This window comes from Zhengella sedimenti (assembly GCF_046506625.1).
Taxonomy (GTDB): domain Bacteria; phylum Pseudomonadota; class Alphaproteobacteria; order Rhizobiales; family Rhizobiaceae; genus Zhengella; species Zhengella sedimenti.
In genome coordinates this window covers 280,813-305,942 of record NZ_JBKFFP010000001.1, presented here as the reverse complement: position 1 = coordinate 305,942, position 25,130 = coordinate 280,813, and the positions used below count along the sequence as shown (strand labels likewise).

At 65.4% G+C, this 25,130-nt stretch carries 27 protein-coding genes and 1 pseudogene; 21 read left to right on the top strand and 7 right to left on the bottom strand.

Going from position 1 to position 25,130, the window contains the following annotated elements; genetic code table 11:
* Nucleotides 1-14: 14 nt before the first annotated feature.
* The 7 genes from ACLB6G_RS01585 to deoA all read left to right on the top strand — a co-directional run bounded on the left by ACLB6G_RS01585 (nt 15) and on the right by deoA (nt 7,026).
* Entirely contained in the window at nt 15-1,550 is a 1,536-nt protein-coding gene (locus ACLB6G_RS01585; RefSeq protein ID WP_410354355.1) for an ABC transporter ATP-binding protein, read from the top strand.
* Nucleotides 1,551-1,639: 89 nt separating this feature from the next.
* On the top strand, nt 1,640-2,782 hold the full coding sequence (locus tag ACLB6G_RS01580) for an ABC transporter permease (protein ID WP_410354354.1): 1,143 nt from the start codon (nt 1,640-1,642) through the stop codon (nt 2,780-2,782).
* Nucleotides 2,782-3,756, top strand: coding sequence for an ABC transporter permease (locus ACLB6G_RS01575; protein ID WP_410354353.1), 975 nt, complete (start codon nt 2,782-2,784; stop codon nt 3,754-3,756). Before ACLB6G_RS01580 ends, ACLB6G_RS01575 begins: the two co-directional genes overlap by 1 nt.
* Before the next feature lies 1 nt (nt 3,757).
* Nucleotides 3,758-4,150, top strand: coding sequence for a cytidine deaminase (locus tag ACLB6G_RS01570; RefSeq protein ID WP_410354352.1), 393 nt, complete (start codon nt 3,758-3,760; stop codon nt 4,148-4,150).
* On the top strand, nt 4,147-4,953 hold the full coding sequence (locus ACLB6G_RS01565; protein ID WP_410354351.1) for a purine-nucleoside phosphorylase: 807 nt from the start codon (nt 4,147-4,149) through the stop codon (nt 4,951-4,953). The genes ACLB6G_RS01570 and ACLB6G_RS01565 overlap by 4 nt, the downstream gene beginning before the upstream one ends.
* A complete protein-coding gene (gene deoC / locus ACLB6G_RS01560) occupies nt 4,946-5,713 on the top strand; it encodes a deoxyribose-phosphate aldolase (RefSeq protein ID WP_410354350.1) in 768 nt (255 codons plus the stop codon). Before ACLB6G_RS01565 ends, deoC begins: the two co-directional genes overlap by 8 nt.
* The gene (gene deoA, locus ACLB6G_RS01555; RefSeq protein WP_410354349.1) at nt 5,713-7,026 is read left to right on the top strand and encodes a thymidine phosphorylase; all 1,314 of its coding nucleotides are present in this window, start codon (nt 5,713-5,715) and stop codon (nt 7,024-7,026) included. Before deoC ends, deoA begins: the two co-directional genes overlap by 1 nt.
* A 12-nt stretch (nt 7,027-7,038) precedes the next feature.
* On the opposite strand, the gene ACLB6G_RS01550 is transcribed toward deoA, so the two are convergent.
* The 3 genes from ACLB6G_RS01550 to ACLB6G_RS01540 form a co-directional block, all read right to left on the bottom strand.
* Nucleotides 7,039-7,587: a TIGR02281 family clan AA aspartic protease gene (locus ACLB6G_RS01550; RefSeq protein WP_410354348.1), complete on the bottom strand. Its 549-nt coding sequence runs from the start codon at nt 7,585-7,587 to the stop codon at nt 7,039-7,041.
* A 144-nt stretch (nt 7,588-7,731) separates the two neighbouring features.
* A complete protein-coding gene (gene upp / locus ACLB6G_RS01545; protein WP_410354347.1) occupies nt 7,732-8,361 on the bottom strand; it encodes a uracil phosphoribosyltransferase in 630 nt (209 codons plus the stop codon).
* Between the two features lie 92 nt (nt 8,362-8,453).
* Complete coding sequence (locus tag ACLB6G_RS01540; RefSeq protein WP_410355144.1) at nt 8,454-9,446, bottom strand: adenosine deaminase; 993 nt, start codon at nt 9,444-9,446, stop codon at nt 8,454-8,456.
* A 139-nt stretch (nt 9,447-9,585) separates the two neighbouring features.
* Between ACLB6G_RS01540 and ubiE the strand changes: the two genes are divergently transcribed.
* The 4 genes from ubiE to ACLB6G_RS01520 all read left to right on the top strand — a co-directional run bounded on the left by ubiE (nt 9,586) and on the right by ACLB6G_RS01520 (nt 14,086).
* On the top strand, nt 9,586-10,362 hold the full coding sequence (gene ubiE, locus ACLB6G_RS01535; protein WP_410354346.1) for a bifunctional demethylmenaquinone methyltransferase/2-methoxy-6-polyprenyl-1,4-benzoquinol methylase UbiE: 777 nt from the start codon (nt 9,586-9,588) through the stop codon (nt 10,360-10,362).
* A gap of 7 nt (nt 10,363-10,369) precedes the next feature.
* Nucleotides 10,370-11,944: a 2-polyprenylphenol 6-hydroxylase gene (gene ubiB, locus ACLB6G_RS01530; protein ID WP_410354345.1), complete on the top strand. Its 1,575-nt coding sequence runs from the start codon at nt 10,370-10,372 to the stop codon at nt 11,942-11,944.
* A 66-nt stretch (nt 11,945-12,010) separates the two neighbouring features.
* Nucleotides 12,011-13,432, top strand: coding sequence for a bifunctional phosphopantothenoylcysteine decarboxylase/phosphopantothenate--cysteine ligase CoaBC (coaBC, locus tag ACLB6G_RS01525; RefSeq protein WP_410354343.1), 1,422 nt, complete (start codon nt 12,011-12,013; stop codon nt 13,430-13,432).
* Nucleotides 13,433-13,576: 144 nt separating this feature from the next.
* Complete coding sequence (locus ACLB6G_RS01520) at nt 13,577-14,086, top strand: adenine nucleotide alpha hydrolase family protein (RefSeq protein ID WP_410354342.1); 510 nt, start codon at nt 13,577-13,579, stop codon at nt 14,084-14,086.
* Nucleotides 14,087-14,128: 42 nt separating this feature from the next.
* Here the strand turns inward: ACLB6G_RS01520 and ACLB6G_RS01515 are convergent, their stop codons facing one another.
* Nucleotides 14,129-14,434 (bottom strand): hypothetical protein, encoded by a 306-nt coding sequence (locus ACLB6G_RS01515; RefSeq protein ID WP_410354341.1) that lies wholly within the window; start codon nt 14,432-14,434, stop codon nt 14,129-14,131.
* Nucleotides 14,435-14,666: 232 nt separating this feature from the next.
* On the opposite strand from ACLB6G_RS01515, the gene ACLB6G_RS01510 reads away from it, so the two are divergent.
* Nucleotides 14,667-15,587, top strand: coding sequence for a pirin family protein (locus tag ACLB6G_RS01510; RefSeq protein ID WP_410354340.1), 921 nt, complete (start codon nt 14,667-14,669; stop codon nt 15,585-15,587).
* An 81-nt stretch (nt 15,588-15,668) separates the two neighbouring features.
* Here the strand turns inward: ACLB6G_RS01510 and ACLB6G_RS01505 are convergent, their stop codons facing one another.
* The 3 genes from ACLB6G_RS01505 to ACLB6G_RS01495 form a co-directional block, all read right to left on the bottom strand.
* Complete coding sequence (locus tag ACLB6G_RS01505) at nt 15,669-16,328, bottom strand: peroxiredoxin (protein ID WP_410354339.1); 660 nt, start codon at nt 16,326-16,328, stop codon at nt 15,669-15,671.
* A 144-nt stretch (nt 16,329-16,472) separates the two neighbouring features.
* Nucleotides 16,473-17,297 (bottom strand): helix-turn-helix transcriptional regulator, encoded by an 825-nt coding sequence (locus ACLB6G_RS01500; RefSeq protein ID WP_410354338.1) that lies wholly within the window; start codon nt 17,295-17,297, stop codon nt 16,473-16,475.
* A 138-nt stretch (nt 17,298-17,435) separates the two neighbouring features.
* The gene (locus ACLB6G_RS01495) at nt 17,436-19,022 is read right to left on the bottom strand and encodes a peptide chain release factor 3 (protein WP_410354337.1); all 1,587 of its coding nucleotides are present in this window, start codon (nt 19,020-19,022) and stop codon (nt 17,436-17,438) included.
* 200 nt (nt 19,023-19,222) lie between these two features.
* Here ACLB6G_RS01495 and ACLB6G_RS01490 point away from each other — a divergent pair, with 200 nt between their 5' ends.
* From ACLB6G_RS01490 to ACLB6G_RS01450, 9 genes and pseudogenes are all read left to right on the top strand, one after another.
* Nucleotides 19,223-19,852: a TetR/AcrR family transcriptional regulator gene (locus tag ACLB6G_RS01490; protein WP_410354336.1), complete on the top strand. Its 630-nt coding sequence runs from the start codon at nt 19,223-19,225 to the stop codon at nt 19,850-19,852.
* Nucleotides 19,853-19,904: 52 nt separating this feature from the next.
* Nucleotides 19,905-20,327, top strand: a complete 423-nt coding sequence (locus tag ACLB6G_RS01485; RefSeq protein ID WP_410354335.1) for a VOC family protein — start codon at nt 19,905-19,907, stop codon at nt 20,325-20,327.
* A 30-nt stretch (nt 20,328-20,357) separates the two neighbouring features.
* Nucleotides 20,358-20,732, top strand: a complete 375-nt coding sequence (locus ACLB6G_RS01480) for a DUF1428 domain-containing protein (protein ID WP_410354333.1) — start codon at nt 20,358-20,360, stop codon at nt 20,730-20,732.
* Complete coding sequence (locus ACLB6G_RS01475) at nt 20,722-21,183, top strand: SRPBCC family protein (RefSeq protein WP_410354332.1); 462 nt, start codon at nt 20,722-20,724, stop codon at nt 21,181-21,183. Before ACLB6G_RS01480 ends, ACLB6G_RS01475 begins: the two co-directional genes overlap by 11 nt.
* Nucleotides 21,184-21,225: 42 nt before the next feature.
* Nucleotides 21,226-21,706, top strand: a pseudogene (locus ACLB6G_RS01470) (VOC family protein).
* A gap of 11 nt (nt 21,707-21,717) precedes the next feature.
* A complete protein-coding gene (locus ACLB6G_RS01465) occupies nt 21,718-22,248 on the top strand; it encodes a GyrI-like domain-containing protein (RefSeq protein WP_410354331.1) in 531 nt (176 codons plus the stop codon).
* Nucleotides 22,249-22,317: 69 nt separating this feature from the next.
* Entirely contained in the window at nt 22,318-23,628 is a 1,311-nt protein-coding gene (gene pncB, locus ACLB6G_RS01460) for a nicotinate phosphoribosyltransferase (protein ID WP_410354330.1), read from the top strand.
* A 5-nt stretch (nt 23,629-23,633) separates the two neighbouring features.
* Entirely contained in the window at nt 23,634-24,092 is a 459-nt protein-coding gene (gene dut / locus ACLB6G_RS01455; RefSeq protein ID WP_410354329.1) for a dUTP diphosphatase, read from the top strand.
* A 1-nt stretch (nt 24,093) separates the two neighbouring features.
* Entirely contained in the window at nt 24,094-25,110 is a 1,017-nt protein-coding gene (locus tag ACLB6G_RS01450; protein WP_410354328.1) for a proline racemase family protein, read from the top strand.
* The last annotated feature ends 20 nt before the right edge of the window (nt 25,111-25,130 follow it).

Sequence of the window (25,130 nt, the reverse complement as noted above, 5' to 3'; positions counted from 1 at the left end):
GGGGACCGGGGAGAATGTCTGCGCCAGCCATCGAACTGACCGGCATCAACAAGAGCTTTGGCCCGGTCAAGGCCAACCGGGACATCAATCTCACCGTCGAGAAGGGCACCATCCACGGCATCATCGGCGAGAACGGCGCCGGCAAGTCGACCCTGATGTCGATCCTCTACGGCTTCTACCAGGCTGATTCGGGATCGATCCGGGTGAACGGCAAGCCGGTGACGATCCACACACCCAACGACGCCATTGCCACCGGCATCGGCATGGTTCACCAGCATTTCATGCTGGTGCAGAATTTCACCGTCCTGGAAAACGTCATGCTGGGCGCGGAGGGCGGCCAGATGCTGTCCGGCGCCATCACCGATGCGCGCGCCGAATTGCGCCGCCTCGAGAAGACCTATTCGCTCGAGGTCGATACCGAGGCGCTGATCGAGGAATTGCCCGTCGGCCTGCAGCAGCGCGTGGAGATCCTCAAGGCCCTCTATCGCGGCGCGGAGATCCTCATCCTGGACGAGCCGACCGGCGTGCTGACGCCGGCGGAAGCCGATCACCTGTTCAACGTGCTGGCCCAGCTCAAGGAGCAGGGCAAGACGATCGTGCTCATCACGCACAAGCTGCGCGAGATCATGGCGATCACCGACAACGTTTCGGTCATGCGCCAGGGGACCATGGTCGCCACCCGCAGGACGGCTGAGACAAGCGTCGAGGAACTGGCCGAACTCATGGTCGGCCGCCACGTGCTGCTGCGCGTCGAAAAGGGCGCCGCCCATCCCGGAGATGTCAAGCTGGCCGTGGAAAACCTCACCGTGCGCGACCGGCGCGGTGTCACCATGGTCGACGACGTGTCCTTCGAGGTCCGGGCCGGAGAGATCGTCGGCATCGCGGGCGTGGCAGGCAACGGCCAGTCGGAACTGATCGAGGCGATCGCCGGCATGCGCCAGGCCGTGGCGGGCCGCGTGCTGCTCGACGGCCTGCCGATCCATGTGACCGGCTCCGCCGACCCTGCGGAATTGCGCCGCCGCGGCCTCGCACACGTGCCGGAGGACCGCCATTACACCGGCCTCGTCCTGCCCTTCGAGGAGGCGGAGAATTCGATTCTTGGCTATCACGGCCAGGCGAAATACCTGAAGGGCCCGTTTCTCGACATCGAGGCCATCCGCAAGGATGCCGCCGCCAAGATCGAGGCCTATGACATCCGCCCGCCCAATTGCCGGCTGAAATCGGCGAACTTCTCGGGCGGCAACCAGCAGAAGATCGTGCTTGCCCGCGAGATGGAGCAGGATCCGACGGTCCTCGTCGTCGCCCAGCCGACGCGCGGCGTGGATGTCGGCGCCATCGAATTCATTCACAAGCGCATCATCGAGATGCGCGATGCCGGCAAGGCCGTGCTGCTCGTCTCCGTCGAACTGGACGAGATCCGTTCGCTCTCCGACCGCATCCTCGTGATGTTTGCCGGCCGCATTGCGGGCGAGCGCGGACCGGACGCCACGGAAGGCGAACTCGGCCTGCTCATGGCCGGCGTCACCGGGGCGCAGGAGGCCGCCGAATGAATTGGCAAGAAGCGTGCCGGAAAACCGGCTCCGGCGATGCAAAAGCGCCTCACGCCCAACCTCGGCAATATACGGTGGACAGGTTCTAGATGGCGACACCTTACGCGAAGCTGCCCGCCTGGGCGGATTATGGCCTGATCCCGCTGATCAACCTGACGGTGGCGTTTCTCGTTTCCGGGCTTGTCGTCCTGCTGGCAGGCGAAAACCCGGTCAAGGCCGCCGGCATCCTGGTCTCCGGCGCCTTCGGATCCGGCTCTGGCATCGGCTACACGCTGTTCTATGCCACCAACTTCATCTTCACCGGCCTTGCCGTGGCTGTCGCCTTCCATTGCGGCCTGTTCAACATCGGCGGCGAGGGGCAGGCCTATATCGCCGGCCTCGGCGTGGCGCTGGTCTGCCTGGCATTCGACACGGTCTTCCCCTGGTGGATCAACTTCCCGCTGGCCATTCTGGCATCGGCCGCGATCGGCGGGCTGTGGGCGTTCATCCCGGCGGTGCTCCAGGCCCGCCGCGGAAGCCATATCGTCATCACGACGATCATGTTCAATTTCATTGCCGCCTCGGTCATGGTCTATCTTCTGGTCGGGCCGCTCAAGCCACTGGGCTCCATGGCGCCGCAGACCCGCACCTTCGAGGCCGCCGCCCACCTGCCCAAGCTCGACTGGCTGATCACCATGTTCGGCTTCAAGCTGCGCTCCACGCCGCTCAACCTGTCCTTCATTCTCGCGCTGGTGATGAGCTTCGTGGTCTGGCTGGTGATCTGGCGAACGAAACTTGGCTACGAGATCCGCACCCAGGGCTTCTCGCCGCGCGCGGCGCGCTATGCCGGCGTGTCGGAAACGCGCATCATCGTCATCACCATGATGATCTCCGGCGCGCTGGCCGGCATGATGGCGCTGAACCCGGTCATGGGCGACCAGCACCGCCTGCAACTGGACTTCGTGACCGGCGCGGGTTTCGTCGGCATCGCGGTGGCGCTGATGGGCCGATCGCATCCCGCCGGCATCATCCCCGCCGCCATCCTGTTCGGCATGCTCTACCAGGGCGGCGCGGAACTGGCCTTCGAGATGCCCAATATCAGCCGCGACATGATCGTCATCATCCAGGGCCTTGTCATCCTCTTCGCCGGGGCGCTGGAAAATCTCTTCCGCCCGGCGGTGCAGGCCTTCTTCGGCCGGATCATGCAGGAGGATGTGCGCGCCGCGCCGATTTCCAGCGGGGAGAGCCACTGATGGACTGGCAGCTTTATCTCGGCCTCAACGTCCTCGACTCCACCATCCGCATTTCCGCGCCGCTGCTCCTGGCCTGCCTCGCCGGCCTCTATTCGGAACGCTCCGGCGTCTTCGACATCGGTCTGGAAGGCAAGATGCTGGCCGGCGCCTTTGCCGGCGCGGCGGCTGCCACCGCCTTCGGTTCGGCCTGGATCGGCCTCGTCTTCGCCATCCTGGTGTCGGTCTTCTTCGCGCTCATTCACGGCTTCGCCTCCATCACCGCGCGCGGCAACCAGATCGTCTCCGGCGTGGCGATCAACTTCATCGCCGCCGGCGGCGCGGTCATCCTGGGCCAGGCCTGGTTCCGGCAGGGCGGACGCACGCCATCGCTGGTCGGCGAGGAGCGTTTCGCGGCCTGGACCCTGCCCTTCGCCGACAGCCTCGCCGGCGTTCCGGTGCTCGGGCCCCTTTACCGCGAGCTTGTGTCCGGCCATTACCTGCTGGTCTATGTCGCCTTCCTGATGGTGCCTGTCACATGGTGGGTGCTGTTCCGCACCCGCTTCGGCCTGCGCCTGCGCGCCGTGGGCGAGAACCCTGCCGCCGTGGACACCGCCGGCATCTCGGTCACCTTCCTGCGCTACCGCGCGGTGATGATCACCGGCGTGCTGTGCGGCCTGTCCGGCGCCTACCTCTCGGTCGCCCAGAATGCCGGTTTCGTGAAGGACATGACGGCCGGAAAGGGCTTCATCGCGCTCGCCGCACTCATCTTCGCCAAGTGGCGGCCGGTCAACGCCATGTTCGCCTGCCTGCTCTTCGGATACCTCGAGGCGCTTGGCATCTCGCTCCAGGGCAAGCCGCTGCCGCTGGTCGGTGCGGTGCCCGTCCAGTTCATGCAGGCGCTCCCCTATGTCCTGACGGTCATCCTGTTGGCCGGTTTCATCGGCAAGGCCATCCCGCCGCGCGCCGGTGGCGTGCCCTATGTCAAGGAGCGCTGACATGGCCGCGGACCTCTTCGCCGCTGCGCGCGCCGCCATGGCCCGCGCGCACGTGCCCTACTCGAAATTCCCGGTCGGCGCGGCCCTGCGCACGGCTGACGGGCGAATACACACAGGCGCCAACATCGAGAACATGTCGTTTCCCGAAGGCTGGTGCGCCGAGACCACCATGCTGTCGCACTATGTGATGGATGGCGGCGGCGAGATCGCGGAGATCTGCGTCGTTGCCGAAAAGATGGACCGCATCACCCCCTGCGGCGGCTGCCGCCAGCGCCTCGCCGAGTTTGCCGGCCCGGGGGCACGGCTCTACCTGTGCGACCAGACCGGCATTGTCGACAAGATGACCATGGCCGACATCCTTCCGCTCGCATTCCGGACAGAGGCGCTGAAATGACCCAGACCGTGGATATCCTCGTGGAGCGCCTGAACGGCCTGGCGCCGCGCATCGCCTTCGTGCTGGGCTCCGGCCTCGGCACGCTGGTCGACGGGGTGGAGAAGGCCGTGCGCATCCCCTATGGCGATCTGCCGGGTTTCCCGAAAAGCGGCGTGACGGGCCATGCCGGTGAGGTTGTCGCCGGATATCTAGGCGGTCAGTCGGTTCTGATGCTGTCCGGCCGGAGCCACTATTACGAACACGCCAATGCCGCCGCCATGCGTCCCGCGCTGGAGGCCCTTCAGGGCCTGGGCATCGAGCGGATCGTCCTCACCAATGCCGCAGGCTCGCTGGAAGAGGCGATCCCGCCCGGCTCGGTCATGCTGATCGAGGATCACATCAATTTCTCCGGCTCCAATCCGCTCTTCCACGAACCGACCGACCGCCGCTTCGTCGGGCTGACCGAGGCCTATGACCCGGCCATGCGCCGCGCCATCCAAAAGGCCGCGCAGGCCGAGGGCATCGCGCTCGGCAAGGGCGTCTACATGTGGTTTTCGGGGCCGTCCTTCGAGACGCCGGCCGAAATCCGCATGGCCCGCGTCATGGGTGCGACCGCGGTCGGCATGTCCACCGTGCCGGAAGTGATCCTCGCCCGCTTCCTGGGCCTGCGCGTGGCGGCCTGTTCGGTCATCACCAACTACGCCGCCGGCATGACGGGCGCTGAACTCTCCCACCAGGAAACCAAGGACATGGCGCCCGAAGGCGGACGCAAGCTTGCCGCGATCCTCACGCGCGCCCTGGCGCAAGGAGGACTGAATGGCTGAACCGGACGAGGCGGCGCTTGCCGCCCGGCTCATCGCCTGCCTCGATTTCACCGAGCTTGGCGACAATTGCTCGCAAGATGATGTCGACCGGCTTCTCGACCGGGCCGTGACGCCCGTCGGGCCCGTCGCCGCGGTCTGCGTCTGGCCGGCTTTCGTCGCCCGGTGCCGCGAGCGCCTCGCGGGCACCGGCATCCGCATCGCCACGGTCGTCAACTTCCCCCATGGCGGGGCGGATTACGCCGAGGCGCTGGAAGAGACGCGCCGCGCCGTTGGCGATGGCGCGGACGAGATCGACATGGTCATCACGCGGGCGAAAATTCCCGGCGAGCCGGATTTCGTGACAGCCCAGGTCGCGGCCTTTGTCGACGCGGCGCAGGGCCGTCCCGTCAAGGCGATCCTCGAATCGGGCGAGATGGCGGGCGCCGGGGATGTTCGCGCGGCTGCCCGCGCCGCCATCGCCGGCGGCGCGCGCTTCGTCAAGACCTCTACCGGCAAGACCGCCCATGGCGCCTCGCTGGAAGCGGCCCGCGCCATGCTTGAGGAGATCCGGGCATCGGGCAGGCCGGTCGGGCTGAAGCCCTCGGGCGGTGTGCGGACACTGGCCGACGGCAAGGCCTATCTCGATCTGGCCGGCGAGATCATGGGCCCGGACTGGGCGACGCCTGAAACCTTCCGCATCGGCGCCTCGGGGATCCTTTCCGATCTTCTCGCCCGTGCCGGGGCGGGCGGCGAAGCCGGTACGAACCGGGGCGGCTATTGATGCTCACCCGCGAGATCATCCGCAAGAAGCGCGATGGCGGGGCGCTTTCGCACGACGAGATCCGTCATCTGGTGAAGGGCCTTGCCTCTGGCGACGTCTCGGAGGGCCAGGTGGCGGCCTTCGCCATGGCGGTCTTCTTTCGCGGTCTCGAACCGGAGGAGGGCGTGGCGCTGACGCTCGCCATGCGCGATTCCGGAACCGTGCTCGACTGGTCGGACCTGCCCGGACCGGTCACCGACAAGCATTCCACGGGCGGTGTGGGCGACAATGTCTCGCTCATGCTTGCCCCGGTCGTGGCGGCCTGCGGCGCCTATGTGCCGATGATTTCCGGCCGGGGTCTCGGCCATACCGGCGGCACGCTGGACAAGATGGATTCCATTCCCGGCTACCGCAGCCAGCCCGACAATGCGCTTTTCCGCGCCTGCGTGAAGGAAGCCGGCTGCGCCATCATCGGTCAGACCGCTGATCTGGCTCCGGCGGACAAGCGCTTCTACGCCATACGCGATGTCACCGCGACGGTGGAATCGATCCCGCTGATCACGGCTTCCATCCTGTCCAAGAAATTGGCCGCCGGACTGGAGTCCCTGGTGCTCGACGTCAAGTGCGGCAATGGCGCCTTCATGGAAACGGGGCGCGAGGCGGCGAAACTGGCCCGAAGGCTGGTCGAGGTCGCCAATGGCGCCGGCCTGAAGACCCACGCGCTCGTCACCGGCATGAACGAGCCGCTGGCTTCTGCGGCGGGCAATGCGCTCGAAGTCATGAACGCGGTCGATTTCCTCACCGGCCGGCGCCGCGATCCGCGGCTTGAGAAGGTGGTCATGGCGCTGGCGGCGGAAATGCTGTTGCTGAGCGGTATCGCCGCCTCCAACCATGAAGGCGCCTCACGCGCCATCGAGGCGCTGGAAAGCGGCCGGGCGGCGGAGGTCTTCGCCCGCATGGTGACGCGGCTCGGCGGTCCGGCCAAATTCATGGAAAGGGCGCAGCAGCATCTTGGCGCCGCTCCCGAGCGGATGGATGTGCCGGCGCCCCGGGCAGGCCATGTCGCCGCCGTTGATACGCGCGCCATCGGCGTGGCCGTCGTCGCGCTGGGGGGCGGACGACAGACGGCGGCCGATACGATCGATCCGCATGTCGGGCTGTCGGACCTTGTACCGGTCGGCACGCGCGTCGAAAAGGGCGATCCGCTGGCCTGTGTTCATGCCCGCAGCCCCGATGCCGCGAAACGTGCGGCAGCTGCGGTGGCCGCCGCATTCCGGATCGCGCAGGAAAAGCCGAAACCGGCCCGCGCGGTGCTCAGGCGGATCACCGGCTGAAGCCAGGCGCGGCTACTGCTCCATTCGCAGCGTGTTTCCCTCGACCCGGAAACTGTCCAGCCGCTTGAGGAAGCTCATGCCTATGAGCGTGCCGGAAAGCGCCTTGTCGTCCATGACGACCGCCTTCACGTCCCTGACCTCGATGCGCCCGATCCGGATTCGCTCGATGGTGGCGGCAGCCGCCTTGGTCTTGCCGTTGGCGGTGTTCACTTCATAGATGAAATCCGGGCGGGAAAGCCTGATGCCGATCCGCCGGGCCGTCGAGTTGTTGATGGCCACGAGGGTGGCGCCGGTATCCACCAGGGCCTCGAGCGGACGGCCGTTCAGCCGGAACTCGTCACGAAAATGGCCCAGATCGTCGATTCGGATCAGGTGATGCCGGCTGGAAAGCTGCCCGGTGGGCTCTCGTGTCGCTGCCGTTTTGACCATGGAGAGCTGCACGTCGCCATCTTGCCTGATGCTTGCGGCAACGGTTTCCACCAGGTCCGGATTGGACTGGATCAACATTGGCACCGATGCCGAGACACCGACGAACATGCCCAGCAGGAACAGCTTCTTCATGACGCGCGACTCCCGTGTTGCGCGTTTTTCTAGGGCAAAGGCGTGCAATTCGCCTTAACGCGGCGCATGATCAGGAGCACTGTTCCCTGGCAGCGTTAACAGGCGGTTTCCCGTTTCCGCGGTCGACAGGGCCGCGGCAGGCCGTCACTTGGTGCCGTACATCCGGTCGCCGGCATCGCCCAGACCCGGCACGATATAGCCCTTCTCGTTGAGGTGGCTGTCGATGGCCGCGGTGAAGACCGGCACGTCGGGATGTGCCCTTGTGAAGTTCGCCACGCCTTCGGGCGCAGCCAGCAGGCAGACGAAACGCAGGTTGTTTGCGCCCCGCTCCTTCAGCTTCTGCACGGCCGCAATGGCCGAATTGGCGGTGGCAAGCATTGGGTCGATGACGATGACCAGCCGGTTGTCGAGTTCGCCGGGGGCCTTGAAGTAGTATTCCACCGCCTCCAGCGTGTCATGGTCGCGGTAGAGCCCGATATGGGCCACCCGCGCGGCGGGCACGAGATCGAGCATCCCCTCCAGCAGGCCGTTGCCGGCGCGCAGGACCGACGCGAAGACCAGCTTCTTGCCCTCCAGCGTCGGGGCGTCCATCGCCATCAGCGGCGTTTCGATGTGCTTGGTGGTCAGTTCCAGGTTTCGCGTCACCTCGTAGCACAGCAGGTGGGAAATCTCCTTGAGCAGGCGGCGGAAGCCGGCCGTCGAGGTTTGCTTGTCGCGCATGATCGTCAGCTTGTGCTGCACGAGCGGGTGGTCGACGACGGTGACGTTCGCCATGATCTTCTCCGGATGCATTCTGTTTGGCCAACTCTAGCGGTGCTTGACCGCCGGAGAAACCGGGACGGGCCGCAAGGCCACAGCTTTTATCGTCAGGACGCCTGGCCTTGCGCCGTCTGGAAGCTGTCGATCCTGGCCAGCAGGGCCGCCCGCGTATCGCCGTCGACGAAAGCGGCCTCGATGGCCGTTCTCGTCACGCCGGCAAGGGCCGCGTCGTCCAGGCCGAAATGCTCCCGCGCGATTCTGTATTCGCGTCCGATGGTGGAATGGAAATGGGGCGGGTCGTCGGAATTGAGCGTCACCCGGCATCCCGCGCGCATCAGCGCCGGGAACGGATGGTCGGCGAAGGACGGGAACACACCGAGCGCGATATTGGAACCCGGGCAGCATTCCAGCACGATTCCCTCGCCGGCGATCCTTGCGACCAGGTCGGGGTTCTCGATGGCGCGCACGCCATGGCCGATACGCGACGGCCGGAAGTGGTCCAGCGCGCCGGCAACGCTTTCCCAGCCGCACAATTCGCCGGCATGGACCGTGATGCCGAGTCCGGCCTCGCGGGCAAGGTCGAAGGCGGGAACGAAATCGGCCAGCGCGCCGAGCCGCTCGTCGCCCGCCATGCCGAAGCCCGACACCACGGACCGGTCGCAGCCCGTCGCGAACCGCGCGGCCTCCATCACCGATTCGGCGCCGAAATGGCGCACGCCGGTCACGATCTGGCGCGATTCGATGCCTGTGCGGGTCTTGGCGCGGGCCATCCCCTCCGCCAGTCCTTCCGTGTAGGCCTCCGGCGAAAGTCCGGCATGGCGGGCATGGTCGGGCGAGGTGAAGAACTCGGCATAGATGGCGCCTTCCGCGGCGATGGAGACGAGATAATCCTCCGCCAGCAGGGCATAGTCCTCCGGCGTCCTGAACAGCGCGGCGGCCGCGTCATAGGCGGCCAGGAAGCTGGTGAAGTCCTGCCAGACATAGGCATCGCCGCGAATGAAGGCGGACATGTCGGCATTGTATTTCTCCGCCTGCTTCAGGACGAGCGCGGGCGACGCGGCGCCTTCGATATGGCAGTGGATTTCGGCTTTCGGCAGCATGGACACGCAGTGCTTCCCTCCTGTTGGGCCCGGATGGCCGGGGCGGCGCCATGGCTGCGCCGCTTCATCGCGGTTTTCACGATAGCGCGCCCGGAAATTATCTTCTATGGTCCCGCGCGACGTGTGACAGGTGGATTTTATGTCAGGAAACCGGACGACCGCTTCGGGCGGAATGGAGACGAGCTATGGCTTCCGCACCGTGCAGACGGGCGAGAAGCAGGGGCTGGTCAACGACGTCTTCCACAAGGTCGCCGAGCGCTACGACATCATGAACGACCTGATGTCGGCCGGCCTGCACCGCGCCTGGAAGGACGCCATGGTCGCCTGGCTCAACCCGCCGAAACGCCCCGGCTGGCGTGTGCTCGACGTGGCCGGAGGCACCGGCGACATTGCCTTCCGCATCGTGGAGGCTTCCGCCCGCAATGCCGATGCCACCGTGCTCGACATCAACGGCTCCATGCTGTCGGTCGGCCGCGACCGCGCGGTCAAGCGCGGCCTTGCCGACCGGGTGACTTTCGTGGAGGCCAATGCCGAGGAACTGCCCTTCCCTGACGAGACCTTCGACGCCTACACCATTGCCTTTGGCATCCGCAACGTTCCCCGGATCGAGGTGGCCCTGGCCGAAGCCTTCCGCGTGCTCAAGACCGGCGGACGGCTGATGGTGCTGGAATTCTCGGAGGTGGGAATGCCTTTCCTCGACCGGGTCTATGAAGCCTGGTCGTTCAACGCCATTCCCCGCATCGGCCAGGCGGTCACCGGCGACGGCGAGCCCTACCGCTACCTTGTCGAATCGATCCGCAAGTTCCCCAACCAGCGCGATTTCGCCACCATGATCGGCCGCGCCGGCTTTGACCGCGTCACCTGGCGCGATTATTCCGGCGGCATCTGCGCGCTGCATTCCGGATGGAAGCTGTAGGGTCGGGATGAGCACGATCGGCGCATATTTCCGGCTGGCCCGAGCGGGCTGGATCATGGTCCGCGAAGGCGTCATCGCCGCCGCGCCCGGCGAGCATCTGGAAGGCCTGCCCCGGCTGGGCTGGCAGGCCGCGAAGCTGTTGGCGCGCCGCCGCGTGCGCGAGCGCGACCGCTCCGAGCGGCTGTCACGGGCGCTCAACCGCCTCGGGCCCTCCTATGTCAAGCTGGGCCAGTTCATGGCCACCCGTCCCGACGTGGTGGGCCGCGACATCGCCCTCGACCTTGCCCACCTGCAGGACCGGATGGACTTCTTTTCCGAAGCCGCCGCGCGCAAGGCCGTGGAGACCTCGCTCGGCCGTCCGGTCAATGACGTTTTCTCGCGCTTCGAGCCACCCATCGCGGCAGCCTCCATCGCCCAGGTGCATCCCGCCGAGGTGGAAGATGCCGATGGCTGGCGAAAGGTTGCGGTCAAGGTCATCCGGCCTGGTGTGCGTGAACGTTTCGCCCATGACAACGAGGCCTTCCTGCTTCTGTCGCAATTGCAGGAGCGCTTCATTCCGGCGACCCGCCGCCTGCGGCCGGTGGAGGTGGCGCGCACGCTGGAGCGATCGACGCGTATCGAGATGGACCTGCGCCTGGAAGCCGCCGCGCTGTCGGAAATGGCGGCGAACACCGAGGAGGATCCCGGTTTCCGCCTGCCCAGGGTGGATTGGGAGCGCACCGGGCGCGACGTCCTGACGATGGAATGGATCGACGGCATCAAGATGTCGAACATCGAGGCGCTGCGCGCCTCCGGCCACGACCTTGAAAGGCTGGCGGCGACCATCATCCAGTCCTTCCTGCGCCACGCCTTGCGCGACGGCTTCTTCCATGCGGACATGCATCCGGGCAATCTCTTCGTCGACGATGCCGGCCATGTCGTCGCCGTCGATCTCGGCATTGCCGGGCGCATCGGCAAGAAGGAGCGCCGTTTCCTCGCCGAGATCCTCTACGGATTCATCACGCGTGACTACCGCCGGGTGGCGGAGGTGCACTTCGAGGCCGGATACGTGCCCGAACACCACGACGTGGCGAGTTTCGCCCAGGCGATCCGCGCCATCGGCGAGCCGATCCACGGCCAGTCGGCCGAAACCATTTCCATGGCCAAGCTGCTGACCCTGCTCTTCGAGGTGACCGAACTCTTCGACATGGAGACACGGCCGGAACTGCTCCTCCTGCAGAAGACCATGGTCGTGGTGGAGGGCGTGGCGCGCGAACTGGATCCCGCCTTCAATATGTGGAAGACGGCCGAGCCCGTTGTCGGCGACTGGATCCGTGCCAATCTCGGCCCGCGCGGCATGGCCGAGGATGCCCGCGAGGGCATCGGCGCGCTGGTCAACCTCGCCCGCCAGGCGCCGGAATTTTCCCGCCGTGCCGAACGCCTGTCCCGCGAGATCGACGCCATGGCGGAAAACGGCTTGCGTTTCGACGAGGAGACGGCCCGCGCCATCGGCAAGGCCGAGGCCCGGCACACGCGTTCGGGACGCGTTGCACTCTGGGTCATCGCCGCCTGCGCGCTCTGGATTGCCTGGCAGGTGACGTGACGCGGTGATTGCATCGCGGCGCGCATTGTGATTGCATTGCAATCACAACTGAACCGGAGTGCAATCATGGCTTCGATCACCATTCGCAATCTTGATCCCGCCATCAAGGATGCATTGCGCCAGCGGGCTGCCGCCAATGGCCGGTCCATGGAAGAGGAAGCGCGCATCTATTTCGCCGAACTCGCTGCGGCCACGGATATTCCGCCGGCCATCGCCCCGGCGGATGCGCCCGTCGAGAGGGCATCCGGTATCCGTCAGACACTGGCCGGCAAGCGGATCCTGCTCGTCATCGGCGGCGGCATCGCGGCCTACAAGTGCCTCGACCTGATCCGGCGCCTGCGCGAGCGCGGGGCTTCGGTGCGCTGTGTGATGACCGCGGCCGCGAAGCAGTTCATCACTGAACTGGCCGTTGGCGCACTGACGGCGGACCGCGTCTTCACCGACCTGTTCGACCGGGCCGACGAGCACGATGTCGGCCATATCCGCCTGTCGCGTGAGGTCGACCTGATCGTTGTCGCCCCGGCGACCGCCGACCTGATGGCCAAGATGGCAAACGGCCTGGCCAACGACCTGGCATCCACCGTGCTGCTGGCCACAAACCGCCCGGTCCTGATCGCGCCGGCGATGAATCCGGCCATGTGGAACCATCCCGCCACGCGGCGCAACCGCAAGACGCTGGCGCGCGACGGCATCGCCTTTGCCGGTCCGGGCCGCGGCGAGATGGCCGAGAGCGGCGAGGCCGGCGAGGGCCGCATGGCCGAACCGCTGGAAATCGTCGGCGCCGTGGAGGCCATGCTGGACAGCAGCCCGAAACCGCTGAAGGGCCGGCGCATAGTCGTCACTTCCGGCCCGACGCACGAACCGATCGACCCGGTGCGCTATATCGCCAACCGCTCGTCCGGCAAGCAGGGCCATGCCATTGCCGGCGCCCTGGCGCGCCTGGGTGCCGATGTGCAACTCGTCTCCGGCCCGGTCGCCATCCCCGATCCCGCTGGCGTCACCGTGACCCGCGTGGAGACCGCCCGCGAGATGTTGCAGGCCGTGGAGAGCCTGTTGCCCGCCGATGCCGGCGTTTTTGTCGCTGCCGTGGCGGACTACCGCGTCCAGAACGCGGCGGACCGGAAGATCAAGAAGGAGGGTTCGTCAGGCGCCCCGGAACTGAAACTCGCCGAGAACCCGGATATCCTCAAGACCGTCGGCCACCATGAAAGACGCCCGCGCCTCGTCATCGGCTTCGCCGCCGAGACCAATGACGTGGTGACGCATGCGCGCGGCAAGCTGGAGCGCAAGGGCGCCGACATGATCGTGGCCAATGACGTCTCGGCGGGGACGGGCATCGGCGCAACCGGCGTCATGGGCGCCGACCGCAACCGCGTCGTCATCGTCTCGAAGACCGGCGAGGACGCCTGGCCGGAAATGGGCAAGGACGAGGTCGCCGCGCGCCTCGCCCAACTGATCGCACAGTGGCTGAGTGAATCATCTATTTAAAATAGAATAATATATGAATACAACCAAAGTGATTTAAGTCACTGACATTGGCCTGGCAGTGTCCGATCAAACGAGCGGGGCTGATCGGGCCGGTGCGGCGATTTGCAGGTTTTCTCCGCATCGCTCTCATGATGGAGGATGCAAATGGATTTCAGTGGTTTTCTCGTTCTCTATTCGGGTGGTGCCGATTCCACTTTCATACTCGCGCAGAACGAATCGGCGCGGCATCTCTTGCACTACACGGGTATGAACGCTTTCAAGACAAAGGTGGCTGTCGCGAACGCAATGGCGCTCGACCGGTCAATCAATCTGAGGGCGATTGGCGTGCACCCCACCCGTGACGGAGAGGTCGGACTCTATCATAGCCTTGAAGACAGCTTCATGGTCACCGATGCCGCGATTTATGCAGTCAAGCATGGCATGAGGGGCATCGTCCTAGGTTTCAACAAGGATGATATCGGCGTTCCGGTTAAGGCCATCCGGGAGATCGTTGCTCCGGTTGCACCGGACTTCCAGATCGTGGAGCCTTTGCGGGAGATTTCGGCAACCGAGGTGCGCAAGCATCTTGCCGAAATGGCGCCTGAAATCCCCACCGTCAGTTGCATGATCGACAGGGAATGCGGCATCTGCCCGAAATGCCGGCGCGGCTATTGAGTTTCGTTCCGGAAGGCGCGGGACGGACGTTCCCGCGCCGCCTCAGTTCACCGTGGACCGGGTCAGGATCCGGTGGCAGGGCGTGAAGCGCTTGTTTTCCAAGAGGCCTCCGCCTGCCTGCCGCTTCAGCCGTGCATCGGCGCGTTGCACCGCGATCCGGCAGCGCTGCTGCGACCGCTCGACCACGCGCCAGTTGCCCTGTTGCAGCCGCCCGTCCGCGGCGCGGTAGACAAAGACGCGCTCCGCCATCCAGGCATGCCCGTCGTCCTTGTGGCGGCGGTGATCGTCGGCCAGGGCCGACGTGGCGAGAAGGGCTGCAAGCCCGGCGAGGGTGACAAGGCGTGGCATCGAGGTCTCCGCGGTGAGGTCCGGTTGCGCGGCGCGTTTCCGTCCGGTCCTGGCAGTAGGGACCACGATCGTGGCCGCTTCGTGAACGTCGGGACAACGCGATTGGCACCGGCGGGTTTCCGGCAGGGAGGCATTGTGCATCCCTCCGTTGAACAATCCGTTGCCATGGCGCGCATTGCGCCGGAATTTTCCACGCTTATCTTCGCCGGGACCCAACCATGGAGGACAGATCATGTCCATTCGTCCGATCCGCCAGATTTCCGGCACCCGTCCGACACTGGAGGGCGCCGGCGTCCATCTTCACCGCGTCTTCGGCTTCGGCGATCCGTCGTTGACCGATCCCTTCCTGATGATGGACGATTTTCGCAATGACCGCCCGGAAGACTATGCCGCCGGTTTCCCGTGGCATCCCCATCGCGGCATCGAGACCATCACCTATGTCCTGTCGGGCACGGTCGATCATGCAGACAGCCTCGGCAATGCCGGCACGCTGGGGGCGGGTTCCGTGCAGTGGATGACGGCCGGTTCCGGCATCCTGCACCAGGAGATGCCCAAGGGCGATGCCTTCGGGCGCATGCACGGCTTCCAGCTCTGGGCGAACCTGCCGTCCGACAAGAAGATGACGAGCCCGCGCTACCAGGACATCCAGTCGAAGGAGATCCCCGAGATCACCGATGACGACGGCGCGAAGGTGCGCGTGATCGTGGGCGAGTTCTGGGGCAAGTCCGGCCCGGTCGACGGCATTGCGGCCGACCCGCAATATCTCGACATCACCGTGCCGGCGGGAAAGCGCAAGACCTTCAAGGTCGACACCTACCGCAATGCCTTCGCCTACATCTTCGAGGGCTCGGCCACCTTCCGCGATGCCTCGCGCCCCTTCGGCGTGCTGGTGGAAAAGGAAGTGAACGGCGAGGAAATCCATGTCCGTGACATGTCGGGCAACCGCACCCTGGTGATCTTCGACACCGGCGACGAGGTGACGGTGCAGGCTGGCGAAAAGGGCGTGCGCTTCCTGCTGGTTTCGGGCAAGCCGATCCGCGAGCCGGTGGCGTGGCACGGGCCGATCGTCATGAACACGCAGGAGGAACTGGCGCAGGCCTTCAAGGAACTGCGCAACGGCTCCTTCATCAGGGAAGGCGCCCGGTTCGAGTGAGCCAATCGCCTTGACCTGCCGAAATGAAAAGCCCCGGCGAAGCCTCATGCTCCGCCGGGGTTTTTCTGCGGGCGCGATGCCTCAGGCCGCCTTCGGGTCCTTGATGGTGCGCAGGTAGGGCAGGACGACATTGACCTCGCCGAACTTTTCTTTCGCCTGTTCCGTGGTCAGCGACAGGGCGACGATCACGTCCTCGCCGGGCGTCCAGTTGGCCGGCGTGGCGATCGGCACGCCGTCCGTCGCCATCACGGCGTCGAGCGCGCGCAGCACCTCCGCGAAGTTCCTGCCCACCGACATCGGATAGGTCATCATCAGGCGCACCTTCTTGTCCGGGCCGATGATGAAGACGGAGCGCACGGTGGCCGTGTGTGCGGGCGTGCGGCCGTCCGGCAGCCAGGCCTCCGCCGGCAGCATGTCGAACGCCTTGGACAGCGCAAGGTCCGTGTCGGCGACGATGGGGAAGAAGGCCGGCGCCTTGGCGACCTGCTCGATGTCGCCCTTCCACTTCCTGTGCTCCTCGACATTGTCGACAGAGATGCCGAGCACCTTCACGCCCCGCTTTTCCCAGGCGTCCTTGAGCTGGGCGACGGCACCGAACTCGGTGGTGCAGACCGGCGTGAAATCCTTGGGATGGGAGAACAGGATGGCATAGCTGTCGCCGATGAAGTCATGCAGGGCGAAGGAGCCCTGATCGGTCTCGACGGTGATGTTCGGAACGGTATCATTGATGCGGAGCGCCATGTCAGGTCCTCAGATTGATTGTTCGGGAAGAGTGATTCCCTCCCCATATATTGAAAGTGCCTGCCGGTTTTGACTGCGACTGTGCGCCGCAGCATGCACAGGCTCAGCCGGCAGGGCCTCGAAACGCGGCTGTCCTGCCTGCCGTCAGGCGAGTTGGAAAAAGATCGTCTTGGCAACGGCCTCCGCCGTGCTGCGCGATCGTGTCTTTCGTCGTGCTGCGGCGAGGTAGGCTTCCGCTGTCTTGGGGGACAGGTTCATTTCCCAGCCCGCCTGCGCAACGGTCATGCCCCCTGCAACCAGCGAAAGCACCCGGATTTCCTGACGCGACAGCGCGAAACGGGTCCGCGCGAAAGGCGTGCGGAAGACCGCATCGAACGCTGCCAGCTGCTCCGCGAGACTGTCGACCCGGCCCTCCAGCAGCCGGTCGAAGGCTTCGGCGTCCTGCGGACCGTGCCGCAACCCGAAGCCGCCGCAGATCTGGCCCGAACCGTACAGGACCGGCAGGCCGAGGCCGACATCCATGCCATGCAGGCGGTTCAGCGCGCGCCGCTGTATCTGGGTTTCGGTGGCACCGGCCCAGGTTTCATCGCGGTGCCAGAAACAGGGCCGCCGGTGTTCCAGGATGAAGGCGGTCACGCGATCATCGCTCAACGGATTGTTGGCCACCGCCTCGAGGAAGGCGGCGGGATAGGTGACTTTCCACAGGCCGCGCTCGTGCAGGGAAGAAAGCCCGTTGGCGGTCACGCCTACCGGGTAGGTGCCGTAGAAGAGACCATCCACCTCGAATTCACCAGCCAGCCACTCTTCCAGCGCCGACCAGAGTAAATCCGCGTCGATACTCTCTGTCCCGAACGTGCCGAGACGATTTTCGATGAATTCCGGAAGTAGCATTTGATTCCCCGCCCTGCTTCTCATTAGCAGGCGGTGACCGCTTGGGGAAATCCCCATATTGTCGAAAAGGATAAACAAGAATTTACTAACTATACTCCTGATGCGGCAGGAGGGGGTGGTCCCAATCGCCCCGTTTTCATGAGGGAAAGCCGCACGCCACTTGCCCCGGCCTGCTGCTTTCCCTCATTCTTTTTCCGGTTCAGCCTCTGCGGGGCGTCACGCCGCGGCGCGAACCTGGTAATCCTTGACCGCCTTGAATGTCACCGCCTTCCAGCGTTCGGCCTCGTAGTTCAGCGAGAACGCGTTCTGCGCCAGGAAGACCGGATCGCCGTCGAGATCGCGGGCGATGTCACCGCGATGGGCGTCAATGAACCGCTGCAATTCGCCTTTCTCCGCTTCCATCCAGCGGCAGACGGAGAAGCGCGCCGGCTCGAAATCCACCGGAAGCTGGTATTCCTGGGCGAGGCGTTCGCGCAGCACGTCGATCTGCAGGGCACCGACAACGCCGACGATGGAGGGCGAGCCGTCCTCGGGGTTGAAAAGCTGCACCACGCCTTCCTCGGCCATCTGCTGCAGCGCTTCGTTGAGCTTCTTGCCCTTCATGGCGTCCATCAGGCGCACCCGTCGCAGGATCTCCGGCGCGAAGTTCGGCACGCCATGGAACAGCAGGTCCTCGCCTTCGGTCAGCGTGTCGCCGATGCGCAGCGTGCCGTGGTTGGGAATGCCGACGACATCGCCGGCCCTCGCCTCGTCGGCAAGCTGGCGCTGCGAGGCGAAGAAGAATTGCGGCGCCGACAGCGTGATCGGCTTGCCGGTGCGCACCAGCTTGGCTTTCATGCCGCGCGACAGCGTGCCCGAGCAGACGCGCGCGAAGGCGATGCGGTCGCGGTGGTTGGGGTCCATGTTGGCCTGGATCTTGAAGACGAAGGCCGTCATCCTGTCTTCCGTCGCCTCGACGCGGCGGATGTCGGCCTCCTGGGCACGCGGCGCCGGCCCGTAATCCACCAGCGCGTCGATCAGGTCGCGGACGCCGAAATTCTTCAGTGCCGAGCCGAAATAGACCGGCGTGAGATGACCCTCGCGGAAGGCCTGCCGGTCGAACGGCTTGCAGGCCTCGCGGGCGAGGTCCACTTCCTCGATGAAGGCTTCGCGCTCGTTTTCCGGCAGCTTGCCGCAGGCCGCCTCGGCTTGCGGACCGTTCACCGGGGTCCGCTCGACGTCCTCGTCGGAGCCGCGCACCGCGTTGCTGGCCAGTTCATAGGTGCCGCAGAAGGTCTTGGAGCGGCCGATCGGCCAGTTCACCGGCGCGGTGTCCAGCGCCAGTTTCTGTTCAACCTCGTCAAGGATCTCGAACGGGTCGCGGCTTTCGCGGTCCATCTTGTTCACGAAGGTGACGATGGGAATGTCGCGCAGGCGGCAGACCTCGAACAGCTTGAGCGTGCGCGGCTCGATGCCCTTGGCCGCGTCGATCACCATCACGGCGGAATCGACCGCTGAAAGCGTCCGGTAGGTATCGTCGGCGAAGTCCTCATGGCCCGGCGTGTCAAGCAGGTTGAAGACGCAGTCCTTGTATTCGAAGGTCATCACCGAGGTGACGACTGAGATGCCGCGCTCGCGCTCGATCGTCATCCAGTCGGAACGGCTCTGCACGCGGTTCTTCTTCGCCTTGACCTCTCCGGCAAGCTGGATCGCCCCGCCGAAGAGCAGCAGCTTCTCTGTCAGCGTCGTCTTGCCCGCGTCCGGGTGGGCGATGATCGCAAAGGTGCGGCGGCGCGCCACCGCCTGTTCGTTTGTCTCGGCCATGGGTGGGAAAATCCGGTCTCTCGATTGGCCGGGCTTGTAGCAAGTCAGCCGCGCCATGCCAAACCCGAAATGGCATGACTTGCCTGGGCAAGTTGACAAACATACCAACTAGTCGGTATTTTAAACTGGAAAGGGCTGGGGTGAATTCGACAATGCGCGGAAATGCGAAAACGGCCGCACGCGAGGAAACGAGGCGGAAATTGCTGGATACGGGGTTCACGCTCATCAGGGAAAAGGGCTACGCGGCCACGCGGGTGGATGACATCTGCGCAGCAGCCGGCATCACCAAGGGCGGGTTCTTTCATCATTTCCGTTCCAAGGAGGATTGGGCCGCGGCGGTCGCCACGCATTGGGGCGAGGTGACATCGTCCCTGTTTGCGGATGCGCCCTACCATGACCTCGCCGATCCGCTGGACCGTGTGCTGGGCTATGTCGATTTCCGCCACATGATCCTGGAAGGCTCGACGGCGGAGTTCACATGCGTGGCCGGAACGCTGGCACAGGAAATCCACCTGGAAAGTCCGGCCATCCGCGACGCCGCCGCCGGGGCCATTTTTGGCCATGCGGAGACGCTGGTCGCCGATATCGCCGAGGCTAGGGCCGCGCGTTGCCCGCAGGCCGACTGGTCGCCGGAAAGCCTTGCTGCGTTCACCCAGGCTGCGCTGCAAGGCGCTTTCGTGCTGGCCAAGGCGAAGGGCGGGCCGGACACCGCCCGCGCCATGGTCGATCACCTGCGCCGCCATGTCGAATTGCTCTTCGGCATTCCCCACGGTTCAGGCGGACTGCGGCCCGTGAACGCACCGCCAGGCCGAGCAGGACGCCGGGAATGATCGGGAATGCCGGCCGTCGGGCCGGATCAAGGCGAATAGAGGGAGCAATGTCATGGAACCTGTCATCTACCTGAACTTTCCCGGCAATTGCATGGAAGCCATGAAACACTACGCCGAAGTCCTGGGCGGCGAGATCACCGGGGTCTTCACCAATGGAGACGCGCCCGGCGCGGAAAGCCGCATGCCCGGAGGCGACGATCTGGTCATGAACATGAACATGCGCCTCGGCACGGCCAACGTCATGGCGTCCGACGTTCCGGCGGAATGGTACGTCAAGCCGCAGGGCTTTTCCGTTTCGCTCGCGCCCGCCTCGCTGGAGGAGTTCGACCGCATATACGCGGCCTTGGCGCGGGACGCGCGGGCCGTTTCGATGGCCCCGGCGGAGACCTTCTGGGCCGAGCGCTTCGCCATGTTCACGGACCGGTTCGGCACGCCGTGGATGCTGAATTTTGCCGGCAACAAGATGGCCGTCTGAGCGCGGCGAACCAACAGGGAGGAAAATGCCATGACCTTTGTGACGGGAATGCTGGCCGCCGTACCGGAAGCCAACAAGCAGGCCTTCATCGATCATGCCCGCGTGGCGGCCGAATTGTTCAGGGAATATGGCGCGCTGGAAATCGTCGACTGCTGGGGAAACGATGTGCCCGACGGTGAAAAGACCTCCATGCCGATGGCCGTGCGCAAGAAGGATGATGAGATCGTGGTCTTTTCCTGGATTGTCTGGCCGTCGAAGGCGGTCGCCGATGCCGGCATGGCGCGCATGATGGAGGATCCGCGCATGTCGCCCGAAACCAATCCCATGCCATTCGATGGCAGCCGCATGATCTTCGGCGGCTTCGATATCGTGATGAAGGCCGGAGGAGAGACCGATGAGCGATGAGCGTCAACTGGTGGTCGACCGCGTCCTTCATGCGCCGCGGGCCAGGGTCTGGCGCTGCTGGACCGAGCCGGAATTGCTGAAACAGTGGTTCTGCCCCAAGCCCTGGTTCGTTTCCGAGGTCCGCTCGGACCTGCGCCCCGGTGGCGAGTTCTTTACCCGCATGAACGGGCCGGATGGCGAAAGCCACGGCAGCCCCGGTGTCTGGCTGGAGGTGACGGAGGGCCGGCGCCTGGTCATGACCGACGCCTTCATGCCGGACTGGCAGCCGAAACCCGACCCTTTCATGGTCGCGATTGTCGAATTCGCCGATGCCGGTGATGGCGCAACGGGTTATCGCTGGATGGCCCGTCACTGGACAGAGGCCGCAAAGCGCCAGCATGAGGAGATGGGTTTCCACACCGGCTGGAACGCCGCCACCGATCAGCTCGAGGCGTTGGCGAAAACGCTGTAACCGGACCCGGAAGCCGGACCGGCAAGACGAGAGGACAGGACGATGCCCGAACTGGTGACATGCATCTGGTTCGACCACGGCGAGGCGGCCAGGGCGGCGGCCTTCTATGCCGCCACCTTCCCCGAGAGCCATGTCGGCAGGGTTAATGCGGCCGCTTCGGACTATCCCGGGGGGGCGGCAGGGCGATGAACTGACGGTCGAATTCACGGTCCTTGGCAGGCCGTTCCTGGGCCTGAATGGCGGCCCGGCCTTCAGGCCGGACGAAGCGGTCAGCTTCATGGTGCTGACGGACAACCAGACGGAAACGGACCGGTACTGGAATGCGATCATCGGGCATGGCGGTACGGAAAGCGCCTGCGGATGGTGCAGGGATGCCTGGGGCTTTTCCTGGCAGATCACGCCGAGGCGCCTGATCGAACTGACCACCGGCCCGGACCGGAACAAGGCGAGGCGGGCGATGGAATCCATGATGACGATGACGAGGATCGACATCGCCAAGCTGGAAGCCGCCTGCGCGGATTGAGGGAGACGCCCGTGCTGCCTGTCACTGAAACCGCCTTCGAGGGCGCGGGCCTTTCCGTACCCTCTGTCACTGTCCGGGACGCCGTTCCCTATGTCGCCATCGCCGCGTCGGGTGCCATGGCGGACCTGCCGCGTTTCGCGCCGCCGCTGTTCCCGGACCTTCATGGGTGGATGCATGAGCGGGGCCTGACCGGCATGGCGGGGTGCTTCCGCTACAAAGCGTTCCGTGCGGATGGACGCGTCGGAATGGAAGTCGCCATGTTGCTGGAACACGCCGTGCCGGGTGACGCGCAAGTCCTCGCCGGGGAGCTGCCCGCCGGACGATATGCCACGGCCACCTTCACCGGTCCCTACGACCGACTGCATGATGCCTTCTGCATGCTTTCCGGTTGGCTGCGCGGCCGCGGCCTGTCCGCCGATGAACGGAACGAGGCCGGAAGCCGCTTTCCAGTGGCGCAAGCGGAGATCTACCGGGTGACTCCGATGGATACGGACGATCCGGCGCGCTGGAAGACGGATCTCCTGGTCAAACTCGCCGATTGAAAGCGGCCCCCTTGGCTTGCGCAGCCGCCTCGCCTAAGACTTCTTGCCTGGCACGAAGGAAGGGGCGCCATGACTGCGACGACCACGGATATCGCCAAGCGCGTCTATGACCATACGTGGAAGCTGGACCCCATTGTCCGCTCCCTTCTGGATACCGACTTCTACAAGCTGCTGATGCTCCAGATGATCTGGAAGATGCATCGCGATGTGCAGGTGCGCTTTTCGCTGATCAACCGCAAGCAGAGCGTCCGCCTTGCCGACGAGATCGACGTGCACGAACTGCGCGACCAGCTCGACCACGCCCGCTCCCTGACCCTGTCGAAGAAGGAGATGATCTGGCTGGCCGGCAACACCTTCTATGGCCGCAAGCAGATCTTCGAGCCGGAATTCCTCTCATGGTTCGAGACCTTCCGCCTGCCGCCCTACGAACTGGCGGTGCGCGACGGCCAGTTCGAGCTGGAGTTCACCGGCTCCTGGGCCGAGACGACGATGTGGGAGATCCCGGCGCTGGCGATCATCAACGAATTGCGCTCGCGCGCCGCCATGCGCGGCATGGGCCCCTTCGCGCTCGATGTGCTCTATGCCCGCGCCAAGGCGAAGATGTGGGAGAAAACCGAGCGGCTGAAGCGCCTGCCGGACCTGCGCATTTCCGATTTCGGCACGCGGCGGCGCCATTCCTTCCTGTGGCAGCGCTGGTGCGTTCAGGCATTGAAGGAAGGCATCGGCGATGCCTTCACCGGCACCTCCAACGTGCTTCTCGCCATGGACAGCGACCTGGAGGCGGTCGGCACCAATGCCCATGAACTGCCCATGGTCTATGCAGCGCTTGCCGATACTGACGCCGCCAGGCGGGCCGCGCCCTACCGGGTGCTGGAGGACTGGAACAAGCTTTACGGCGGCAACCTGCTGATCGTTCTTCCGGACGCCTTCGGCACGGCGGCCTTCCTGCGCGACGCGCCCGACTGGGTGGCCGACTGGACCGGTTTCCGGCCCGACAGCGCGCCGCCGGTCGAGGGTGGCGAGCGCATCGTGGAATGGTGGCGCGCCCATGGCCGCGATCCTCGCGACAAGATCCTGATCTTCTCCGACGGCCTGGACACCGACACGATCATCGAGACCCACCGCCATTTCCATGGCCGGGTTCGCATGGCCTTTGGCTGGGGCACCAACCTCACCAACGACTTCAAGGACTGCGCGCCGCAGCGAAACGAGCAGTTGAAGGCCATTTCGCTGGTCTGCAAGATCACCGAGGCGAACGGAAGGCCGGCGGTCAAGCTGTCCGACAACCCTGAAAAGGCGACCGGCGATGCTGCCGTCATCGCCGACTACGTACGTATTTTCGGCGGCGAGGAACGGGTCTCGCACAAGGTCGAGGTTTGAACGCAATGACAAATCCGGTGCTTGGAGTCGTTCGGCTCGACCATGGCCGCGGTCTTGATTTGCCGGCTTATGAAACACCGGGTGCCGCCGGAATGGACCTGCGTGCCGCCGTGCAGGCCGATGCGCCGCTGGTGCTGGCGCCAGGCGAACGTGCCCTCGTCCCGACCGGCCTCGCGCTGGAAATCCCCGCCGGTTTCGAGGCGCAGGTCCGCCCGCGTTCGGGCCTTGCCTTCCGTCACGGAGTCACCTGCCTCAACACGCCGGGCACCATCGACAGCGATTATCGCGGCGAGGTGAAGGTGCTGCTGGTCAATCTCGGACAGGAGGCGTTCACGGTCGAACGGGGCATGCGGATCGCGCAACTGGTTGTGGCGCCGGTGTCCCGGGCGGTGCTGGAGGAACGCACCCATCTGGGCGGCACGGCGCGCGGCGCCGGCGGTTTCGGCTCGACAGGCACGAACTGACGTGACCGGCGCGCTTTCCGTCACCGACATGCACACCGGCGGCGAACCGGTCCGCATCGTCACCGGCGGCTGGCCGGACGTGCCCGGCGCCACCATTCTCGACAAGCGCGCCTTCGCCATGGCCAACCATGACCACTTGCGCAAATTGCTCATGTGGGAGCCGCGCGGTCATTTCGACATGTATGGCGTCCTGCCGGTCGCGCCTGGCGTGCCCGGTGCCGTGCTGGGCGTCCTCTTCATGCACAATGCAGGATGGTCCACCATGTGCGGCCATGCCACGATCGCGCTCGGCCGTTGGTGCATCGACGAGGGCCTCGTCGCTGTCACGGAGCCGGTAACACGCTTCCTCATCGAATGCCCTTGCGGGCCTGTCACCGTTTCAGTCGACATCGAGGACGGAAGGCCGGGCGCCGTCTCGTTCGAAAGCGTTCCGGCCTTCGCCGCCGCGCTGGACCAGACGGTCGAAATCGACTGGCGCGGCGCCGCTTGTTTCCCCGTTCGCTACGACCTCGGCTATGGCGGCGCCTTCTACGCGGTGGCGGAGGCCGCGCAGTTCGGCCTTGCCTTCGGGAAGGATCCGGCCTCAGCCTTCATCGATGCCGCTGCCCGTGTGACCGATGCCTTGCGCGCCTCCGCCACGATCAGCCATCCCGACGATCCACGCCTCGGCTTCCTCTACGGCACCATCCTGACCGACGGGAAGGACGGCGGGCCGGCTGAGCCGACGCGCAACATCTGCGTTTTCGCCGAACGTCAGGTGGACAGGTCGCCGACAGGCTCCGGCGTTACCGCCCGCCTTGCCCTCATGCATGCGCGCGGCCTGATCGAAGCCGGCCGGCCGCGTGTCTTCGAGAGCATTGTCGGTTCCGCCTTCACGGGCGAGATCGCGGCGGTCGACCGCAACGCTGCCGGCGTCACCATCGTGGCGCGCGTCTCCGGACGGGCCCACTACACCGGCAAGGCGCAGTTCATCGTCGAGGATGACGATCCGCTGCGCGGCGGCTTTCTCGTTACATAGAAATTCAATCCTGTTATTGG

What these genes read in the sequence shown, in the direction of transcription:
- ACLB6G_RS01585 (WP_410354355.1), top strand. Translation starts at nt 15, where the DNA reads ATGTCTGCGCCAGCCATCGAACTGACCGGCATCAACAAGAGCTTTGGC.
- ACLB6G_RS01580 (WP_410354354.1), top strand. Translation starts at nt 1,640, where the DNA reads ATGGCGACACCTTACGCGAAGCTGCCCGCCTGGGCGGATTATGGCCTG.
- ACLB6G_RS01575 (WP_410354353.1), top strand. Translation starts at nt 2,782, where the DNA reads ATGGACTGGCAGCTTTATCTCGGCCTCAACGTCCTCGACTCCACCATC.
- ACLB6G_RS01570 (WP_410354352.1), top strand. Translation starts at nt 3,758, where the DNA reads ATGGCCGCGGACCTCTTCGCCGCTGCGCGCGCCGCCATGGCCCGCGCG.
- ACLB6G_RS01565 (WP_410354351.1), top strand. Translation starts at nt 4,147, where the DNA reads ATGACCCAGACCGTGGATATCCTCGTGGAGCGCCTGAACGGCCTGGCG.
- deoC (WP_410354350.1), top strand. Translation starts at nt 4,946, where the DNA reads ATGGCTGAACCGGACGAGGCGGCGCTTGCCGCCCGGCTCATCGCCTGC.
- deoA (WP_410354349.1), top strand. Translation starts at nt 5,713, where the DNA reads ATGCTCACCCGCGAGATCATCCGCAAGAAGCGCGATGGCGGGGCGCTT.
- ACLB6G_RS01550 (WP_410354348.1), bottom strand. Translation starts at nt 7,587, where the DNA reads ATGAAGAAGCTGTTCCTGCTGGGCATGTTCGTCGGTGTCTCGGCATCG.
- upp (WP_410354347.1), bottom strand. Translation starts at nt 8,361, where the DNA reads ATGGCGAACGTCACCGTCGTCGACCACCCGCTCGTGCAGCACAAGCTG.
- ACLB6G_RS01540 (WP_410355144.1), bottom strand. Translation starts at nt 9,446, where the DNA reads ATGCTGCCGAAAGCCGAAATCCACTGCCATATCGAAGGCGCCGCGTCG.
- ubiE (WP_410354346.1), top strand. Translation starts at nt 9,586, where the DNA reads ATGTCAGGAAACCGGACGACCGCTTCGGGCGGAATGGAGACGAGCTAT.
- ubiB (WP_410354345.1), top strand. Translation starts at nt 10,370, where the DNA reads ATGAGCACGATCGGCGCATATTTCCGGCTGGCCCGAGCGGGCTGGATC.
- coaBC (WP_410354343.1), top strand. Translation starts at nt 12,011, where the DNA reads ATGGCTTCGATCACCATTCGCAATCTTGATCCCGCCATCAAGGATGCA.
- ACLB6G_RS01520 (WP_410354342.1), top strand. Translation starts at nt 13,577, where the DNA reads ATGGATTTCAGTGGTTTTCTCGTTCTCTATTCGGGTGGTGCCGATTCC.
- ACLB6G_RS01515 (WP_410354341.1), bottom strand. Translation starts at nt 14,434, where the DNA reads ATGCCACGCCTTGTCACCCTCGCCGGGCTTGCAGCCCTTCTCGCCACG.
- ACLB6G_RS01510 (WP_410354340.1), top strand. Translation starts at nt 14,667, where the DNA reads ATGTCCATTCGTCCGATCCGCCAGATTTCCGGCACCCGTCCGACACTG.
- ACLB6G_RS01505 (WP_410354339.1), bottom strand. Translation starts at nt 16,328, where the DNA reads ATGGCGCTCCGCATCAATGATACCGTTCCGAACATCACCGTCGAGACC.
- ACLB6G_RS01495 (WP_410354337.1), bottom strand. Translation starts at nt 19,022, where the DNA reads ATGGCCGAGACAAACGAACAGGCGGTGGCGCGCCGCCGCACCTTTGCG.
- ACLB6G_RS01485 (WP_410354335.1), top strand. Translation starts at nt 19,905, where the DNA reads ATGGAACCTGTCATCTACCTGAACTTTCCCGGCAATTGCATGGAAGCC.
- ACLB6G_RS01480 (WP_410354333.1), top strand. Translation starts at nt 20,358, where the DNA reads ATGACCTTTGTGACGGGAATGCTGGCCGCCGTACCGGAAGCCAACAAG.
- ACLB6G_RS01475 (WP_410354332.1), top strand. Translation starts at nt 20,722, where the DNA reads ATGAGCGATGAGCGTCAACTGGTGGTCGACCGCGTCCTTCATGCGCCG.
- pncB (WP_410354330.1), top strand. Translation starts at nt 22,318, where the DNA reads ATGACTGCGACGACCACGGATATCGCCAAGCGCGTCTATGACCATACG.
- dut (WP_410354329.1), top strand. Translation starts at nt 23,634, where the DNA reads ATGACAAATCCGGTGCTTGGAGTCGTTCGGCTCGACCATGGCCGCGGT.